At 55.9% G+C, this 17,003-nt stretch carries 18 protein-coding genes; 6 read left to right on the forward strand and 12 right to left on the reverse strand.

Annotated features, from left to right (window positions below):
• Positions 1 to 21: 21 nt before the first annotated feature.
• On the forward strand, positions 22 to 513 hold the full coding sequence (locus QZ197_RS04235) for a peroxiredoxin (RefSeq protein WP_272146517.1): 492 nt from the start codon (positions 22 to 24) through the stop codon (positions 511 to 513).
• 32 nt (positions 514 to 545) lie between these two features.
• Here the strand turns inward: QZ197_RS04235 and QZ197_RS04240 are convergent, their stop codons facing one another.
• The 9 genes from QZ197_RS04240 to QZ197_RS04280 form a co-directional block, all read right to left on the reverse strand.
• The gene (locus QZ197_RS04240) at positions 546 to 1,535 is read right to left on the reverse strand and encodes an NADPH:quinone reductase (protein WP_296430401.1); all 990 of its coding nucleotides are present in this window, start codon (positions 1,533 to 1,535) and stop codon (positions 546 to 548) included.
• Positions 1,536 to 1,538: 3 nt separating this feature from the next.
• Positions 1,539 to 2,384, reverse strand: a complete 846-nt coding sequence (locus tag QZ197_RS04245; RefSeq protein ID WP_272146520.1) for a mechanosensitive ion channel domain-containing protein — start codon at positions 2,382 to 2,384, stop codon at positions 1,539 to 1,541.
• A 1-nt stretch (position 2,385) separates the two neighbouring features.
• Entirely contained in the window at positions 2,386 to 2,685 is a 300-nt protein-coding gene (locus QZ197_RS04250; RefSeq protein ID WP_272146519.1) for a 4a-hydroxytetrahydrobiopterin dehydratase, read from the reverse strand.
• Complete coding sequence (locus QZ197_RS04255; protein ID WP_296430404.1) at positions 2,682 to 3,866, reverse strand: GNAT family N-acetyltransferase; 1,185 nt, start codon at positions 3,864 to 3,866, stop codon at positions 2,682 to 2,684. The genes QZ197_RS04250 and QZ197_RS04255 overlap by 4 nt, the downstream gene beginning before the upstream one ends.
• 31 nt (positions 3,867 to 3,897) lie before the next feature.
• Positions 3,898 to 4,650 carry a glycerophosphodiester phosphodiesterase family protein gene (locus QZ197_RS04260; RefSeq protein ID WP_296430406.1) on the reverse strand — a complete coding sequence of 251 codons (753 nt, stop codon included), beginning with the start codon at positions 4,648 to 4,650 and terminating at the stop codon, positions 3,898 to 3,900.
• Positions 4,647 to 5,108, reverse strand: coding sequence for a RidA family protein (locus QZ197_RS04265; protein ID WP_296430408.1), 462 nt, complete (start codon positions 5,106 to 5,108; stop codon positions 4,647 to 4,649). The genes QZ197_RS04260 and QZ197_RS04265 overlap by 4 nt, the downstream gene beginning before the upstream one ends.
• A 54-nt stretch (positions 5,109 to 5,162) precedes the next feature.
• On the reverse strand, positions 5,163 to 6,470 hold the full coding sequence (locus QZ197_RS04270) for an HlyD family type I secretion periplasmic adaptor subunit (protein WP_296430410.1): 1,308 nt from the start codon (positions 6,468 to 6,470) through the stop codon (positions 5,163 to 5,165).
• Complete coding sequence (locus QZ197_RS04275; RefSeq protein WP_296430412.1) at positions 6,467 to 8,206, reverse strand: type I secretion system permease/ATPase; 1,740 nt, start codon at positions 8,204 to 8,206, stop codon at positions 6,467 to 6,469. Before QZ197_RS04275 ends, QZ197_RS04270 begins: the two co-directional genes overlap by 4 nt.
• A 221-nt stretch (positions 8,207 to 8,427) precedes the next feature.
• Positions 8,428 to 10,590 carry a transglycosylase domain-containing protein gene (locus QZ197_RS04280; RefSeq protein WP_296430414.1) on the reverse strand — a complete coding sequence of 721 codons (2,163 nt, stop codon included), beginning with the start codon at positions 10,588 to 10,590 and terminating at the stop codon, positions 8,428 to 8,430.
• A 275-nt stretch (positions 10,591 to 10,865) separates the two neighbouring features.
• Between QZ197_RS04280 and QZ197_RS04285 the strand changes: the two genes are divergently transcribed.
• The 5 genes from QZ197_RS04285 (at position 10,866) to QZ197_RS04305 (ending at position 15,647) form a co-directional block, all read left to right on the forward strand.
• Positions 10,866 to 11,204 (forward strand): P-II family nitrogen regulator, encoded by a 339-nt coding sequence (locus tag QZ197_RS04285; RefSeq protein WP_296430416.1) that lies wholly within the window; start codon positions 10,866 to 10,868, stop codon positions 11,202 to 11,204.
• Positions 11,205 to 11,228: 24 nt separating this feature from the next.
• Complete coding sequence (amt, locus tag QZ197_RS04290; protein WP_296430419.1) at positions 11,229 to 12,545, forward strand: ammonium transporter; 1,317 nt, start codon at positions 11,229 to 11,231, stop codon at positions 12,543 to 12,545.
• Positions 12,546 to 12,782: 237 nt separating this feature from the next.
• Positions 12,783 to 13,784: an N-acetyltransferase DgcN gene (gene dgcN, locus QZ197_RS04295; RefSeq protein ID WP_272146483.1), complete on the forward strand. Its 1,002-nt coding sequence runs from the start codon at positions 12,783 to 12,785 to the stop codon at positions 13,782 to 13,784.
• Between the two features lie 40 nt (positions 13,785 to 13,824).
• Entirely contained in the window at positions 13,825 to 14,784 is a 960-nt protein-coding gene (gene dgcA / locus QZ197_RS04300; protein WP_272146485.1) for an N-acetyl-D-Glu racemase DgcA, read from the forward strand.
• On the forward strand, positions 14,781 to 15,647 hold the full coding sequence (locus QZ197_RS04305) for a D-amino-acid transaminase (protein WP_272146488.1): 867 nt from the start codon (positions 14,781 to 14,783) through the stop codon (positions 15,645 to 15,647). Before dgcA ends, QZ197_RS04305 begins: the two co-directional genes overlap by 4 nt.
• 26 nt (positions 15,648 to 15,673) lie before the next feature.
• Here the strand turns inward: QZ197_RS04305 and QZ197_RS04310 are convergent, their stop codons facing one another.
• The 3 genes from QZ197_RS04310 to QZ197_RS04320 all read right to left on the reverse strand — a co-directional run.
• Positions 15,674 to 16,312 (reverse strand): DsbA family protein, encoded by a 639-nt coding sequence (locus QZ197_RS04310; protein ID WP_272146490.1) that lies wholly within the window; start codon positions 16,310 to 16,312, stop codon positions 15,674 to 15,676.
• Positions 16,312 to 16,752: a TerB family tellurite resistance protein gene (locus QZ197_RS04315; protein WP_272146491.1), complete on the reverse strand. Its 441-nt coding sequence runs from the start codon at positions 16,750 to 16,752 to the stop codon at positions 16,312 to 16,314. The genes QZ197_RS04310 and QZ197_RS04315 overlap by 1 nt, the downstream gene beginning before the upstream one ends.
• Before the next feature lie 6 nt (positions 16,753 to 16,758).
• On the reverse strand, positions 16,759 to 17,003 hold a 245-nt coding region (locus tag QZ197_RS04320), incomplete at its 5' end, for a DUF1244 domain-containing protein (RefSeq protein ID WP_296430428.1).

Below are 17,003 nucleotides of genomic sequence, written 5' to 3' on the forward strand. Positions count from 1 at the left end.
TTGCGAACAAAGGTATCAAATATGACAATCACGACAGGCGACACTTTACCAAACGCGACATTGCTTCTTATGGGTGACGACGGTCCGACATCCGTAACGATGGTCGAAAAGCTGACTGACCGCAAAGTCGTTATTTTTGGATTGCCAGGCGCATATACTGGAACTTGCACCACTGCGCACGTCCCCAGCTTTATCCGCACCGCAGAGGCGTTCAAAGCCAAAGGCGTGGACGAAATCATTTGCCTGTCAGTCAACGACCCTTTCGTGATGAAAGCATGGGGCGAAGATACAGGCGCAATTGCTGCTGGCATCACGATGTTGGGCGACGCTGAAAGCGAATTTACCAAGGCGATTGGCATGAACTTTAGCGCAGGCCCGGCTGGTTTCGTTGAGCGCTCCAAGCGCTATGCGATGCTGGTCGAAAACGGGGTTGTTACAATTCTGAACGAAGAAGCAGGCCCCGGCCAATGCGAGATTTCAGCAGGCGAGACTTTGCTTGAAGCAATGAGTTGACAAGCCAAGGGGCGGCAGCGATGCCGCCCTTTTCACATTGTCAGGATGATTGATCCGGCACGATCCCCAGCGGCCACGATATCATGCGCCTTTGCGCAGTCCGATAGCGGCATCGTTTCTGATATCCGCAGATCAAGCGCATCTTGGGCCAGCAAACGGGTCAGGTTTTCGACCGCAATCTTTCGCTCTTGATCGCGCAACAGATAAATCAGCGCCAGATCGATAGACACAGCTTTGAACATCAGCGGATAGAACGGCAAAGTTGGCGTCATATCGCGGGCAGAGCCGTAGGCCACGATGCGCCCACCTTCGCAAATAACTTTTGCAAGCATGTCGATGTTCTGACCGAACTCGACTTCGACCGCATGGTCAATCAACGTGCCGCCCGTCGCATCCAGAATATCGTCGGCAAGCGTAGGTGATCGATAATCAAGGACAGCCTGCGCGCCTGCGGATTTTGCGGCGGCACTATCGGCTTCACCGTGGCATGTTGTGATGACCTTGGCCCCAGAGGCAGCGGCGATTTGAATGGCCAGTCGCCCGACTGTTCCGCCGCCACCACTTACCAGAACCTGTTTGCCCGCAACGGGTCCCGCACCCAACACAGTGTGGATCGCGGTCAGTGCAGGGATGCCAAGAACAGCGCCTTGGGTAAACGAAGTATTTTCAGGCAGTGCGACCGCTTGCGCAGATGGCAATGCGATGTACTCGGCGGCGGTGCCAAAGGGGCGTTGCCATTGGCCGTTCCAAATCCACACCCGTTCACCGACGCGCACGGTGTCGATGCCTTCGCCGACCGCTTCGATCACGCCAGCGCCGTCGCTGTGCGGGATGATTTTGGGGAAGGGCGGTTTGGTCACACCGGGGCGCCCCCCCGCACGGGCACGAATGTCTGACGGGTTCACGCCTGATGTTACCAGCCGCACCAAAACTTCGCCGGCGGCAGGGTTCGGGGTCGGCAAATCTTCAAGCGTCAGAACTTCGGAAGCGGGACCAAAATGGGTGTATGAGACTGCGCGCATCGTCTATTTCTGAACGTGAACGACGGTTTGGGTCGGGAATGGAATATCAACACCTGCTTCATCAAGTGCTTCTTTAACCTTGCGTTTCATGTCGGCTTGGAATGCAAAGAAATCAGCGCTGTTGCACCAGACACGGACCAGAAAATCAACAGAGCTGGCACCAAGGTTGTTCACCTGAATAAACGGCTCCGGATCGGTTTTCGCGCGAGGATCAGCAAGAATGGTCTTAATAATCGCCTCTTCAGCAACCTTGAGGTTCACGCCGTAACCCACACCAAACACCCATTCCGCGCGGCGTGTGTCATAGGCGGAATAGTTGGTGATCGTGTTGCCCCAAACCTGACTGTTGGGGATGATAACTTGGACATTACTGATCGCAGCAAGCTCGGTGCAATTCAGGGTAATGTCTTTGACGGTGCCCATTTGGCCGTTCACCTCGACGAAATCGCCGATTTTGATGGGGCGGAAGAAAACGATCATCACGCCAGCGGCGACGTTGGACAGCGTGCCTTGCAACGCCAGACCAATGGCCAGACCCGCCGCACCAATAATTGCGACAACAGATGTGGTTTGCACCCCGAAGGTGTTCAGAACAAAGAGAAACGCGAAACCGATGACAACATAGCGGGCGACATTTCCCAGAAAGTTGAACAGCGTGATATCTAGATGTGCATGCTTGCCACCCAATGACGTCAGGCGGCGGCGCGCCCAGCCACCGACCAGAAAGCCAACGACCAGGATCGTGACAGCTGCCATGACATTGCCCACGGCAGAGGCCAGGAATTCCAGCGTTAGAATATCAGAAATGGTTTTCCCATCCCAGATCACGGTCGTCAAAAGCGTTTCCAAGTTAGCCCCCAGCAAGTCTATCCATTTTCGCGCCCAATTTGGCGTCAAGCGCGCTTAGGCCATCTGCGTCATGCGTCGTCAAGGTGACCTCTACGGTTTTATAGACGTTGGACCATTCGGGATGATGGTTCCATTTTTCCGCCCAAAGTGCTGCGCGGGTCATAAAACCGAAGGCCTCGATGAAGTTGATGAAGACGAACGTCTTTTGAATTGCATCGCGTCCGTCTTGCATGGCCCACCCATTTGCCAGCAGCGGGTCGATCAGTGCGGTGCGCTCAGTGGTGGTCAATTTATCGGTCATTGATGATCCTCCATATCGGTTTTTCTGAATGGGCCGTAGCTAGTAAGTACTTCGATCTCGTGGTCCACGGCATCGCGTTCTTCGTCTAAATATCGTGCAACCGCGTCCTTAAAGCCTGGGTCGCCAAACCAATGCAGCGAATGGGTCGCCACAGGAAGATAGCCACGCGCAAGCTTGTGTTGGCCCTGCGCGCCCGCCTCGACCCGCGCCAAGCCGTGCCGGATCGCATAGTCGATGGCACGGTAATAGCACACTTCGAAATGCAGACAGGCATGGTGTTCGGTACAGCCCCAATAGCGCCCGTAAAGTGTGTCGCGTCCGATGAAATTCAAAGCACCCGCAACGGGTTTGCCATCGCGGATCGCCAGCACCATCAGCATATCGTCGCGCAGTGTTTGGTGGGCAAAGTGAAAGAAGTTCCGCGTCAGATACGGCGTGCCCCATTTGCGGTGACCGGTATCTTGATAGAACACCCAAAACGCGTCCCAATGCTCTGGTAGGATTTGACCGCCGGTCAGCTCGATAATCTCGCCGCCGAAATCATTGGCGGTGGCGCGTTCCTTGCGCAAGTTCTTGCGCTTGCGGCTGGACAACGACCCAAGGAACGCTTCGAAGTCAGCGTAGCCGTCATTCACCCAGTGAAACTGCTGGCCAATGCGAGGCAGCAGTCCCATTTCTTCGCCAGCCAGCGCTTCGGCTTGCGTGCAAAAGGTGGCGTGCAGCGATGAAATCTCGTTATCGGCAGCGATTTGAACGGCACCTTGGATCAAAGCAGACATGCCTGTGACTTCAAATCCCGGTTTGGTCAGGAAACGCCGGCCAGTTGCAGGCGTGAATGGCACGGCGATCTGCAGCTTTGGATAATAACGCCCACCTGCGTTTTCGTAGGCATGCGCCCAGTTGTGATCAAAGATATATTCGCCCTGTGAATGGCCCTTGGCATAAAGCGGGGCCACTGCGATCAAAGCCCCATCCTGTCTGGCTGTCAGATAACGTTGCTGCCAACCTGTTCCGGGGCCGACCGATCCGCTGTCCTCAAGGGCCTTCAGAAAGCGGTGTGTCGTGAACGGGTCATTGGGGCGGCCATCTGCCGCTTCGGGGCACGCGCAGGCATCCCAATCAGCCGCGTCAATTGCGGTGATGGTCGGATGGGCTGTGATTTCGATAGGTGCGTCGGTCATACCTTGCAACTTGGGTGCATCAACGCTGTCGTCAAGCCAAGTAGCCTTCAAAGGTGACATTATCGACGATGCGGCGTGCGTTTGCTTCCTCGGCGGCTGACCGGATGGTCCACGTGAAGATGTGCGCGCCCTTGGATTTCAGCTCGGCCACGCGGGGGCGGTCAAGATCGGTGGATTCGTGGCTGATGAAACAGGCACCAACACGGTCGTAATCGGGTATTTCGCGCAAGATATCGCGGGTTTTTGCGGGGACTTCTGGCCAAAAGATGCCTTCGTAACTTGATGTCGTGATCCCGCGAGGAATATCTGGCGCCAGCTGCGCGCATTTGGCGACGGCATGCGGGTTAAATGACATCAACGCCACATCGCCTTTATAGGTCTTAAGCGCGGCGCAGGTTGCTGTTTCGAGCGGGCCGACGTCCGGACCCATCTCGCCGTCTTGGTCTTTGATCTCGATGAGTAGCGGGACTTGACCCGCAACCATGTCCAAGACTGTTTCCAGCCGCGGGATCGTGCCGCCGTCACCTGATATCACGATAGCCTCGAGTTCCTGCCGCGACTTTTGACGAACAGGTCCGGTTTCACCGGTGAGCCGATCCAGCTGATCGTCGTGAAAAACCATCGCATAACCGTCACTTGTCAATTGCACGTCGATCTCGATGCCGTAGCCAGCCTCTATTGCGGCCGCGATTGACTTGAGGCTGTTTTCCACACGCCCCGCCTTGCGATCATGCAAGGCGCGGTGGGTGATAGGACGGGCAAAAAAGGACGCGGGCAGGGTCATTTGATCTGAAAGATCGCTTCGATCTCGACCGCGACACCAAACGGCAAGCTGGCAGCGCTGACTGCGGAACGTGCATGGCGGCCTTTGTCACCCAGCGCTGCAACCATGAAATCAGATGCGCCATTGATCACCTTGGGTTGGTCGCCGAAATCGGGGGTAGAGTTCACAAAGCCTACTAATTTTACAACGCGTACAAGGCGGTCGATGTCGCCGCCGCAAGCAGCTTTCAGTTGTGCCAAAAGAGAGATAGCACAGGTTTGGGCGGCGGCGGCACCGTCTTCAGCGGTCATGTCATCACCCAGTTTGCCTTTGATCATACCGTCCGCATTTGCCGCGATTTGGCCAGAGACGTAGACCAGATCACCAGCCACAACAAAGGGCACATAGTTCGCAGCAGGTGCGGGTGCATCAGGCAGCGTGACGCCAAGTTCGGCCAGTTTTGTCTCAATCATGCTCATCGCAATTCTCCAGTTATTTGCGCCGACGCTAGCGGGCAAAATGGTCAGGTGCAATCACTGCTCGCGGAAGGCCTTGGTAAAATAATCGGCCAGTGGTTTGATCAGGTAATCCATCGGGCTGCGGTCAGCAGTGCGCACGAATGCTTCGACTGGCATGCCGGGGATCAGGGTCAAGTCACCGGGCAGGCGGTCCATCTGACCGGGGTCCAATTCTACTTCGGCGCGGTAATAGGACTGGCCAGAGTTTTCGTTCTGAAATGCGTCCGCTGAAACCAGTGTGACTTTGCCCTGCAATTCGGGTGTGCGGCGCTGATCAAAGGCGGAAAAGCGCAATGTGACCTCTTGGCCAACGAAAATCTGATCGACATCGACGACTTGCACTTGGGTGGCGATGACCAACGGACGGTCTTGTGGGATCAAGAACATCACTGGATCAGCGGCGCGGATGACTGACTGGGGCGCGAAAACTTGTAACCCGTACACAATACCGGAGACGGGAGCGCGAATATCCAGACGGTCAAGCTGGCGGCGCAGGGTGCGGCGTCGCTCTGACAGTTCAAGCTCGTTGAATTGTAGGTCGCGCAAACGGGTGATTGCCTCTTCGCGGCGCGCAGAGGACAGCCCGAGGATTTGCAATTCGATTTCTGTCATACGCTCGCCCGCTTGCGCGCGCTGGGCCGTCAATTCACCGACCGTACCAAGAAGGCTGGCCTCTTCGCGCTGCAAGGCGAGCACGCGGCTGGATTGGGCAAGGCCGCGATCAAGCAGGGTTTGCTGGTCGGCCAATTCTTGGGCAATCAGCTCGCGCTGGGTTGAAAGGGCTTCCTGCTGCGCGCCTATTCCGCCCATCTGGCTGGCGATTTGAGCGCGCTGTTGTGTCAGTTGTTCGGCGGCGCTTTTGTTGGTTTCCACCCGCGCCTCAAACAACCGAAGCTGCCCGTCCATCAGGGTTTGCACCTCGGCCGTCATAGACTCTATCAGTACCGGACTGAAGGTCAGTGTCGCTGCGTTATCGCGTTCTGCCTCAAGGCGTGCGCGGCGGGCAAGAATTTCGAATAATTGGCCTTCGACCACCGCCAGTTCGGATTGGATTGCAGTTGCGTCCAGCCGTAAAAGCAAATCACCTACGTTTACGGCGTCACCTTCTTGGACCACGATTTCTTCGACTACACCGCCGTCGGGGTGCTGGACGACTTGTCTGTTGCGATCAACTTCGATCTGGCCTGAGGTGATGATTGCGCCGGTGATTTGGGCCATGACGGACCATGTGCCAAAGCCGCCCACCAAGATCAAAAGCGTCAGGCCACCGATCACCAAATGTTTGCTTGCAGACCAGCGCTTGACGGTTGGATCAGTGCTCATGATACACCTCCTGCTTTGCCAGTGCTGCGCTGGATTTCACCGTGATTTTGGACCATTTCCGCAAGCACTTCGTCCTTGGGGCCAAAGGCGCGGCGAACGCCGTTTTCGATGACAAGCAAAACGTCGCATTCTTGAATTGCAGAGGGACGGTGCGCCATAATGAAAACGATTTTGCCGTCGGACTTGAGCGATTTGATCGCCTTGTTCAGCGCCATTGACCCTTCATTGTCGAGGTTGGAGTTCGGTTCGTCCAAAACAACAATGACCGGATCACCGTAAAGGGCGCGTGCCAAGCCAATGCGCTGGATTTGCCCACCCGATAGCCGCCCGTTGATCGCGGAGACGCGGGTATCATAGCCGTCGGGTAGTTTCAGAATCATATCATTCGCGGCAGCAGCTTGGGCCGCTGCGATCACCTTGCCATCGTCAGGCGTCATGGACATGCGCGCGATGTTTTCCTTGATGGTGCCGTCAAACAGTTGCACCCGCTGCGGCAGATAACCGACGTGTTGGCCCAAAACATCCGGATCATACTGATCCAATGCGGCCCCATCGAGCCTGATTTTACCGCCCGCAGGGTGCCAAACACCCGTTAGCACACGCGCCAAGGTCGATTTGCCTGCGCCGGATGTGCCGATCACGCCTACCGCTTGGCCGGGTTGAATTTCAAAACTGATCATCCGCAAGGCGGCCTGACTTTCGCCGGGCGGGACGACAGTGACTTGGTCGGCAACCAACCTTGCTTTGGGTTTGGGAAGCGTTGTGCGTGTGGGCTCGGACGGAATATGGCCCAGCAAGACGGACAGATTGCGCCAGCCTTCACGGCCACGTTGGAACATCGCCCATTGCCCCACAAGTAACTCGATCGGCGCCAGCGCACGTCCCAACAGGATCGAACCTGCGATCATTGCGCCTGGCGTTAGCTCGTTGATCAAAACCAGATAGGCACCCAAACCCAGCATCGCTGATTGCAAAAACAGCCGGAAGGACTTGGTCACGGCAGTAAACGTTCCAGCGGTGTCAGCGGCATCAATCGTGGTATCCAGTGATTGCCCGCGGGCCACTTGCCAGCGGTCAAATGCGGCCTGACGCATGCCCAATGAATGGACCATTTCGCTTTCGCTGCGGATATGCGCACCAAGCTGTTCAGACGCAAAGCTGGCCGCATTCGCAGCCTCTAGCGGTTTGCGGGACATGAATTGGTTCATAAGAGCGACGATCAGCAAGACAACTGCGCCCGCAATGGCCAATAATCCCATGAGCGGATGAAAGATGAATATTCCAAAAAAGAATAGCGGCGCCCACGGCAGATCAAACAGGGCCATAAGTGCGGGCGATGTGATCAACCGCTGCACAGCCTCAAGATCGCGCAGCCCTGTTGCTGCTTCGCGCGGGGCGCGGTGCAAAGTGGTGGCTTTAAGAACAGCAGCAAAAACGCGGCGATCCAAGCTGGCCTGAAACCGCGCACCGACACGGCCCATGACACGACCACGCACGAAATCAAGGATACCCATCATCCCGTAAAGAAAGGCCACCAGAACCGAAAGCGCGATGAGTGTTTCAAAGGAACGCGAGCTGAGCACACGGTCATAGATATTGAGCATATACAGAGGGCCAGTCAGCATCAGCATATTCACGAAAAAACTGAAAAGGGCGACCATCCAATAAAGCGAGCGACTTTTGCGGCGTGTTTCGCGTAATTCGGCGCGGCCTTTGGCGTTGAGTTCGTCAGACATAATAGTGTCGGTGTCCCGTCGTGGTTTTTTGATGGCGCTGCGCCAGCTTATACAAATTCTCGATAGTGTGAATAGAACCGCCCTTCTTGATTTATCGCAGTGTCGCATAAAGAAAACGTCTACGTCCGTGCGTGCTGTTTGACGCGCAAGGGACGCTTGCGGCAATTGGCGCATCGCGGGCGGTCTTTGCCGCAGTTTTGAACGTCAAAGGTGCGGTGTTATCAGTTCGTCCCACCAGACATAATATTGTCGAGCAGATTCAAGATCGCTTGATCAAGCACTTCACCACCTTGGCTTTCAAGGATGCCGGCAGTCGCGGGGCGTTGCGGGATCGTCATGGGCAGCGGAGTTGGTTGCATCCCGTCCAGCACACGCACCATCGTTTCGCGCCAAATCGTAGCTGGCAGACCGCCACCTGTGACGCCCGTCAGACGGCTGTTGTCATCATATCCCATCCAGACACCGGTCACATAATCACCTGTAAAGCCGATAAACCAAGCATCGCGCGATCCTTGCGTCGTGCCGGATTTGCCTGCGATGTCCCAACCTTCAATCCGCGCGCGGCGGCCTGTGCCCTCTTCAACGACTTTCGTCATCATCCATGTCAATTGTCGCGCCGCGTCCTCGCGGATGATCCGCTCGCCGATGCCAGCGCCTTGGGCGTCCATCAGCGTAGTATTGTCGCCCATAAAGCGTAAATCGGTCAGCCCGTAGGGTGTGACCTCTGATCCGCCGTTAAGGATACCCGCAAAAGCGCCAGTCATTTCCAGCAATGTGCTTTCTGACACACCCAGCGCCAAAGCCGGGCCAGCGGCCAGATCACCGTCGATGCCGAAACCGGCGGCGACATTGCGGACCAGTTCGCGGCCTACGCTTTCAGAAATAAGAATCGCCGGAATATTGCGGCTTTCCGCTAAGGCCTGAACCATTGTGACGGGCCCTTTGAATTCGCGATCGTAGTTTTCGGGGCACCACTGTGGCGACCCGCGTCTGGTCCAGCACGTTGGCGCGTCATCAATCATGTCATAGGGCGACCAACCCAGATCGAGGGCGGCCGCGTAGATGAATGGTTTAAAGGCCGATCCGGTTTGCCGTAGTGCTTGGGTGGCGCGGTTGAACGCGCCAGTCGCACTGATATTGCGCCCGCCGACCATCGCGCGCACCGCCCCGTCAGCCGACATGACAACGATTGCTGCTTGGGCCTCTGACCCTTCGCGCACGTCGTTTTCAAACACTGATATCAGCGCGTCTTCTGCAGCGGTTTGTATGCGTTGATCCAAGGTCGAGCGGATAATCACATCTTCGGTTGTGTTATTGGTAAAAAACGAAGGACCACTGTCCATGACCCAGTCAGCAAAGAACCCGCCTGAACTTGCGCGCGCGGCATCAGACAATGTCGCGGGATTTGTCAGGGCATCACGGGCTTGGGCCGCGGTCAGGTAGGATTGATCTTCCATCAAGCCGATCACAGTGGCGGCGCGGTTCTGCGCGCGTTCAAGGCTGCGCGTGGGCGCGTTTGCTGATGGTGCTGTCAATAGTCCGGCAAGCATGGCGGCCTGCGCGGGGCTAACCTCGGCGGCTGAAATGCCGAAATAGCGCTGGGCTGCAGCTTCGAACCCGCGACTGCCTGCGCCAAGATAGGCACGGTTCAAGTAGATCGTGAGGATTTCTTCTTTGGAGTAGGCAATTTCCATACCGACCGAAAACATCGCTTCGCGGGCTTTGCGCCACAGTGAACCGCGACGGCAGTCTGCCTCATAGGCTGCTTCGGTTTCCCAACGGTTCGCGTCAAATGGTACGCCAAGGCACAGCAGTTTTGCGGTTTGTTGGGTGATCGTTGAACCGCCGTTGCCTGACAACGGGCCGCGCCCTTCGCTCAAGTTGATGCGTACGGCGGACGCGATGCCGCGCGGCGAAAGGCCGAAATGGCGGTAAAAACGTTTGTCTTCGGTGGCGACGACAGCGTTGTGCAAATGCGGAGAGACAGTCTGTGTTGTCACCATGCCGCCGAATTGATCGCCGCGCCATGCAAAGACGTCGCCGCGCAGGTCGGTGATGGTAACAGAACCACGCGCGCGGCCATCGATCAAATCGGTCATCGCAGGCATTTGGGAGGCAAAGTAGAATGAAAACCCTGCGACAATAAGACTAACCACAAGCCCAATGCGCCACGTGAACGCCCAGATCAGCCGAAAAAGCCACCGGAACGGTGTGAGCAACCAACTGACAAAGCCGCGCGGCTTTGCTTTGCGAGGGGTCGCCTTGCGCCGTGCCGCCGGTTTGGCGGTTTTCTTTGCAGGCGCTGCTTTCTTTTTCGCAGCCGGCTTCGCGGCATAACGCTTGTCGGCCACCAAAGGGGGGCGTTTATTGCCGGGTCCACTCATATTCTGCTCGATTGACTGTGTTGTTCTATTTTGGGGTACCATAAACGGCCTGTCAGGGAATGTCGCGGGTGATGCTGCGTCCGATTCGCCTTTTTTGATCGCTTAATTTTTAATCAAACTGACTAATTTGTGCAAAAATTGTGCAAGTAGCGGTGAAAACTAGCCCCTTCGCACCTGCAGCAATCTTGCTGATCGGGTCAGGGCGGGCTTTGTCTTTTCCTGCAAGCGGGTGTCGGCATTGGCGTTCCGCAATAGAATTTTGCAAGGGGAAGAACGTGAAACTCATCATTGCAACAATCAAACCGTTCAAGCTTGAGGAGGTCCGCGAAGCGCTGACCACCGTAGGTGTGCGCGGGATGATGGTGTCTGAAATCAAAGGCTTTGGCTCACAGTCCGGCCACACTGAAATTTACCGTGGCGCAGAATATGCTGTGAACTTTGTGCCAAAGGTCAAACTTGAGATCGTTGTGCAAGACAGCATGGCTGATCAGGTCGTCCAAACCATCGCCGCAACTGCCAAAACCGAGAAAATCGGTGACGGCAAGATTTTCGTTCTCGACGTGGAAGGCGCCCTTCGGGTGCGCACCGGCGAGACCAACGACGACGCGCTTTGATCGCGTGAACTGAGGGACAATATTATGAAACTAACAAAATACTTAGCGGTAGGCGCGGCGGTTTCGCTGCTGCCAACTTTTGCGCTGGCGCAAGATGCGGCCCCGTCGTTTGACGAAATCGGCCCATACCTGATGACCACATTACTGTTCTTGATCGGCGGTTTTCTTGTTTTCTGGATGGCTGCCGGTTTTGCGATGCTCGAGGCAGGCCTCGTGCGCGGCAAGAACGTGGCCACACAGCTGACCAAAAACATCGCTCTCTATTCACTGTCCGCGATCATGTACTGGCTGGTTGGCTTTAACCTGATGTATCCGGGCGACGCTTGGATCTTCCAAGGCTGGTTTGGCACGTTCTCTCCGACCGAGCTTGAGCCTGTTGGTCTGGCTGCTGCCGATGCCGCACTCGATTATGCGTCCGTTGCATCCGACTTCTTCTTCCAGTTGATGTTCTGTGCAACGACGGCATCCATCGTATCCGGTACTTTAGCCGAGCGTATCAAGCTGTGGCCGTTCCTGATCTTCGTTGTCATCCTGACAGGCCTGATCTACCCGATTGGTGCATCCTGGCAGTGGGGCGGCGGCTGGTTGTCCGAAGCTGGTTTTTATGACTTCGCCGGCTCAACTGTTGTACACGCAGCCGGTGGCTTTGCGGCCCTTGCAGGTGCCATCGTTCTGGGTGCTCGTATCGGCAAGTACAAAGATGGCAAAACCATCCCGATGCCAGGTTCAAACCTTGCACTCGCCACACTGGGTACGTTCATCTTGTGGTTGGGTTGGTTCGGCTTCAACGGTGGTTCGCAGTTGGCGGCCGGTACCGTTGGCGACATCACAGATGTGGGTCGTATCTTTGCCAACACCAACATGGCGGCTGCTGCCGGTGCTGTAGCAGCACTGATCATGAGCCAGGTCATGTACAAAAAGCCCGACCTGACGATGGTTCTGAACGGCGCTCTTGCCGGTCTGGTATCGATCACAGCCAGCCCGCTTGAGCCGACCCTGTTTGGTTCGCTTTGGATCGGTGCTGTTGGTGGTATCATCGTGGTCTTCGCTGTCCCAATGCTGGACAAGTTCAAGATCGACGACGTGGTTGGTGCGATCCCGGTTCACCTCATTGCAGGCTTCTGGGGCACAATGGTCGTGCCAATCTACGCTGATGCATCCTTTGGCACCCAGCTGACTGGCTTTGTCGCAATCGGTGGCTTTACCTTCGTGGTCAGCTTTGTTGTCTGGACGATCCTGAAAGCGACAGTTGGCATCCGTGTCTCAGAAGAATCCGAGATCAACGGCTTGGACGTGTCCGAGTTGGGTATGGAAGCCTACCCTGAATTTACAAAAGGCTGATATCCTTCCTATCAGTTCTGAAACTGACCCGGGCGTTCGCGCCCGGGTTTTTTTGTGGGCAGGTGGATGATTATCCACCTTGCGCGACCGAAAGTGGGAAATCCTTCTATCATTTTAGAATTAACCGCGGATACCTGTCAAAAATAATGAAATATTCGCCCTATTCTGCGATTAAATCCCACAGATCCGCACGATATTGCGTGTTGAAACCGAATCTCATTCTTACGGAGCCTTTCAATGATCCAGACACCTTATCTTTTGTTTCTCGGCGATGCCCCCGACCAGCTTGCCGCTAAGGTGGCGCAAGGCATCAAGGACTGGCGTCCTGAAAATGCGGTTGGTCAATTCCGCATGGACGGTTGTGGCGCGGATCTGGGGATCACTGATATGACCTTGGAAGAGGCCAAAGCGGCCGGCGCCAAGACGCTGGTCATCGGTGTCGCGAACCGTGGCGGGTATATTTCAAAGGCTTGGAAAGAGGTCTTGGTGAAGGCTTTGCAAATGGGGTTTGATATTGCCTCTGGTCTGCATAATTTGCTGCGCGACGAAGACGAGCTGATGGCGGCGGCTCGCGTGAATGGCCAGACGTTGTTTGACGTACGTATCCCGTCCGTCGCATATCCAATTGCCAACGGTGTCAAGCGGACTGGCAAGCGTTGCCTTGCGATTGGTACTGATTGTTCTGTTGGCAAGATGTACACAGCATTGGCGATGGATATCGAAATGCACAAACGCGGGATGAAATCCACATTTCGCCCTACCGGTCAGACCGGCATCCTGATCACTGGCGGCGGCGTGCCGCTGGATGCCGTGATTGCCGACTTTATGGCTGGTGCTGTTGAATATCTGACGCCAGACAATGATGCGGACCATTGGGATCATATCGAGGGGCAGGGCAGCTTGTTCCATGTTTCGTATTCCGGTGTGACCATGGCGCTGATCCATGGTGGTCAACCTGACGCGTTGATCCTTGCCCATGAGCCGACCCGCACCCATATGCGCGGATTGCCTGATTATGATTTGCCAAGCCTCGAGACGTTGCGCGACACTGCGCTTCCGATTGCCCGTATCGCCAACCCCAATTGCCAAGTTGTCGGTATTTCCGTGAATACGCAGCATTTGTTTGAAGACGAAGCTTTGACCTATATGGCAGAAGTCGAGGCGCGTATGGGCTTGCCGACCGTCGACACTTTCCGCCAAGGTGCGGCACGTTTGGTTGATGCTCTTGAAAAACTTTGATGCCTCCGGCGGAGGTATTTTCGAACAGAAGAAGATGAGAATGCAGATTAGTGTCGCACGTGATGTGTTCCAGTTGGCGCAGGTTTTTACCATAAGTCGTGGATCGCGCACGCAGGCCGAAGTTCTGACCGTGACGGTCCATGATGGTGCTGTGAGTGGGTTGGGCGAATGTGTGCCTTATGCCCGCTATGGCGAAACGCTTGATAGCGTTACGGCGCAGATTGCAGGGTTTTCCGGTGGCTGGGAGCAGCTGCAAGGCGCACTACCAGCGGGGGCTGCGCGCAATGCATTGGATTGTGCGTTTTGGGATCATGCCGCAAAGACTGCAGGCAAACGGGTTTGGGATTTGCTGGGTTTACCGACACCGCGGCCTGAAATTACGGCTTATACACTGTCATTAGATACCCCCGAGGCGATGCAATTTCAGGCCGCGCAGAATGCGTTCCGTCCGCTTTTGAAAATCAAACTGGGCACGCCTGATGATATGGCCCGACTAGAGGCCGTCCGCCGCGGCGCGCCGGATGCCCGCATTATCGTGGATGCCAATGAAGGTTGGACAGCTGAGGTCTATGCCGATCTTGCCCCCCATCTGATCCGTCTTGGGGTGCAGATGGTCGAGCAGCCATTGCCTGCTGGCCAAGACGATATGCTTGCCGAGATTGCCCGTCCTTTGCCAGTTTGCGCTGATGAAAGCTGCCATGACCGTGCCAGCCTGCCGAATTTGCGCGGCAAATATGACATGGTGAATATCAAGCTGGATAAGACCGGCGGCTTGACAGAGGCGCTGGCGCTTAAGACCCAAGCTATTGCCGAAGGCTACGGTGTGATGGTTGGCTGCATGGTTGGATCGTCGCTTGCCATGGCCCCTGCGACAATCCTCGCGCAGGCTGTTGCGTTTACGGACCTTGACGGGCCGCTGTTATTGGCCGAAGACCGTGACCAACCACTGCACTTTGATGAAAAAGGCGTGCATCCGCCCGCCGCAGCACTTTGGGGATGACCATGCGCACAGTCTATGTCAACGGCGAGTATCTGCCTGAAAATGAAGCTAAAGTCTCGATTTTTGACCGCGGGTTTTTGATGGCTGATGGCGTTTATGAGGTCACTTCTGTGCTGGACGGCAAATTGATTGATTTTGCGGGTCACGCGAAACGGCTGGAGCGGTCTTTGAACGAGTTGGACATGCCGCATCCCGAGGTTTTACCTGATCTGCTCGAGGTTCATCGCGAGTTGGTGCGTTTGAACGGCATCGACGAAGGCATGATCTATTTGCAGATCACGCGCGGTGCACCTGATGACCGTGACTTTGTTTTTCCTGATCCAGAGACCACCAAACCAACGGTTGTTCTGTTCACACAAAACAAACCGGGTTTAGCCAATAGCCCTGCTGCCAAAAAGGGCATCAAGGTTATCTCGATCGCGGATCAGCGCTGGGCGCGGCGTGATATCAAGACCGTGCAATTGCTGTTTCCATCCATGGGCAAGATGATGGCGAAAGCTGCTGGCGTTGATGACGCTTGGATGGTTGAGGATGGCGCAGTGACTGAAGGCACTTCCAACAACGCCTATATCATTAAGGGCAATACAATTATTACACGGCATTTGGGCAACGAAATTTTGCACGGTATCACCCGCGCTGCCGTCCTGCGTTTCGCCAAAGAAGCGCAGATGCAGGTGGAAGAACGCAGTTTTACGATTGCCGAAGCGCAAGACGCGGATGAGGCGTTTATCACATCCGCCAGTACGTTCGTGATGCCCGTGGTTGAAGTGGATGGCGTCGCCGTCGGCACGGGTGTGCCGGGCCCAATTGCTGCCCGGTTGCGCGAGATTTATCTAGATGAGAGCCGCAAGGTGGCTGTGTAGGTCGGGGTTCCCCCCAGAACCTATGGCTAGTTCACCGGTGGGTTTACCCAATCTGCCGGCGCGAATGGATGCTTGACTGCTGCTTGCACCAATTCCAACCGGTCTTGCCCGTAAAACGGATCGCCATCTACGATATAGGTGGGTGATCCAAATACGCTTTGATCTTTTGCCCAAGTGGAATTGTCCTGCAAGATTGCTTGGATGGTGTCAGACCCCGCCTGCGCCAATAGCTGGTCTGCGTTATGACCGAGCGATGCAGCAATCCGGTGCAACGATGCTTTGTCTGACAGGTCGATATCGTCGCGCCAATGCGCCTCTAGCACTGCGTGAGCCATCCTGTCTGTGGCCGAGCCGCTTTGCCCGAGTGCGATGATCATACCTGACGCGAGGCTGTAATCCGCATCGTGATAGGTTGGGCGGTAATTGACGATTGGGACATTGCGGTATGCGGCCCAGCGTTCGATCTCGCGGCCAAAGAAGTAATCGACATGAGCCTGCGTGCGGGCAGCGAAGGGCAGACTGCCTTGTGCTTCGACGACGGGGGAAAGCAGGACTGGTTTGTGGATCAGCGTGACGTTTCCAGCGGCGCAAATCTGAGCCAGCTTGCCTGAGCCAAGATAGGCAAAGGCTGAATGTGCCGAATAGACATAGATTATCTCAACCATCAGCCGTGCGCCGCGTCTTGCAACTCTTTCGCGCGCTCTGGCCCGACGCCCAACACCGCCTCAATCTCGTGCAGCAGCTTGTCTTCGACCTCTTTGTTGACCCCGTCGGCATAGACCACCCGCCACAGCGCCAGCAGCGTTGCCTCTTTTTCGGCCGTGCTGATTGCGTGCTCCAGGATTGTTGCGAACTTTGCCGTCTCAGGGATCGCTTTTTCCAGCAATTCGCATTCGGCGCGCATTTTGGCTGCTTGCACAGGGTTCAGCCCGTGGCGTTCGCGCAGGACTTTGTCGATCTGGGCGATTTCTTCGACCAGATAGGTGTGATCTGCTTTGGCCGCACGCACCAGCAGCGCGCCCAATGCGTGTTGTGCATCGGCCTCTGGCAAGGGCGTGTGATACCCTGCGGGGTTGCCGAAGAAAGCGGTCAGTCGTTCGAGCATGTCGTTTTATCCGTGGCTATCTTTGAAGGCTTCTTTGGCCGCAGAGGATGCGTCGGTCTGGTATTTCTCTTTCCATTCCGAAAACGGCATTCCGTAGAACGCTTCGCGGCCTTCGTCTTTGGTCATTTCAATACCGCGCGCGTTTGCGGCCTCTTGGTACCAGCGCGACAGGCAGTTCCGGCAAAAGCCTGCTAAGTTCATCATGTCGATGTTTTGCGCGTCAGTGCGGTCTTCCATCAGGTGCTTTTGCA

Origin of the sequence: Yoonia sp. (genome assembly GCF_017854415.1) — a bacterium.
Taxonomy (GTDB): Bacteria; Pseudomonadota; Alphaproteobacteria; order Rhodobacterales; family Rhodobacteraceae; genus Yoonia.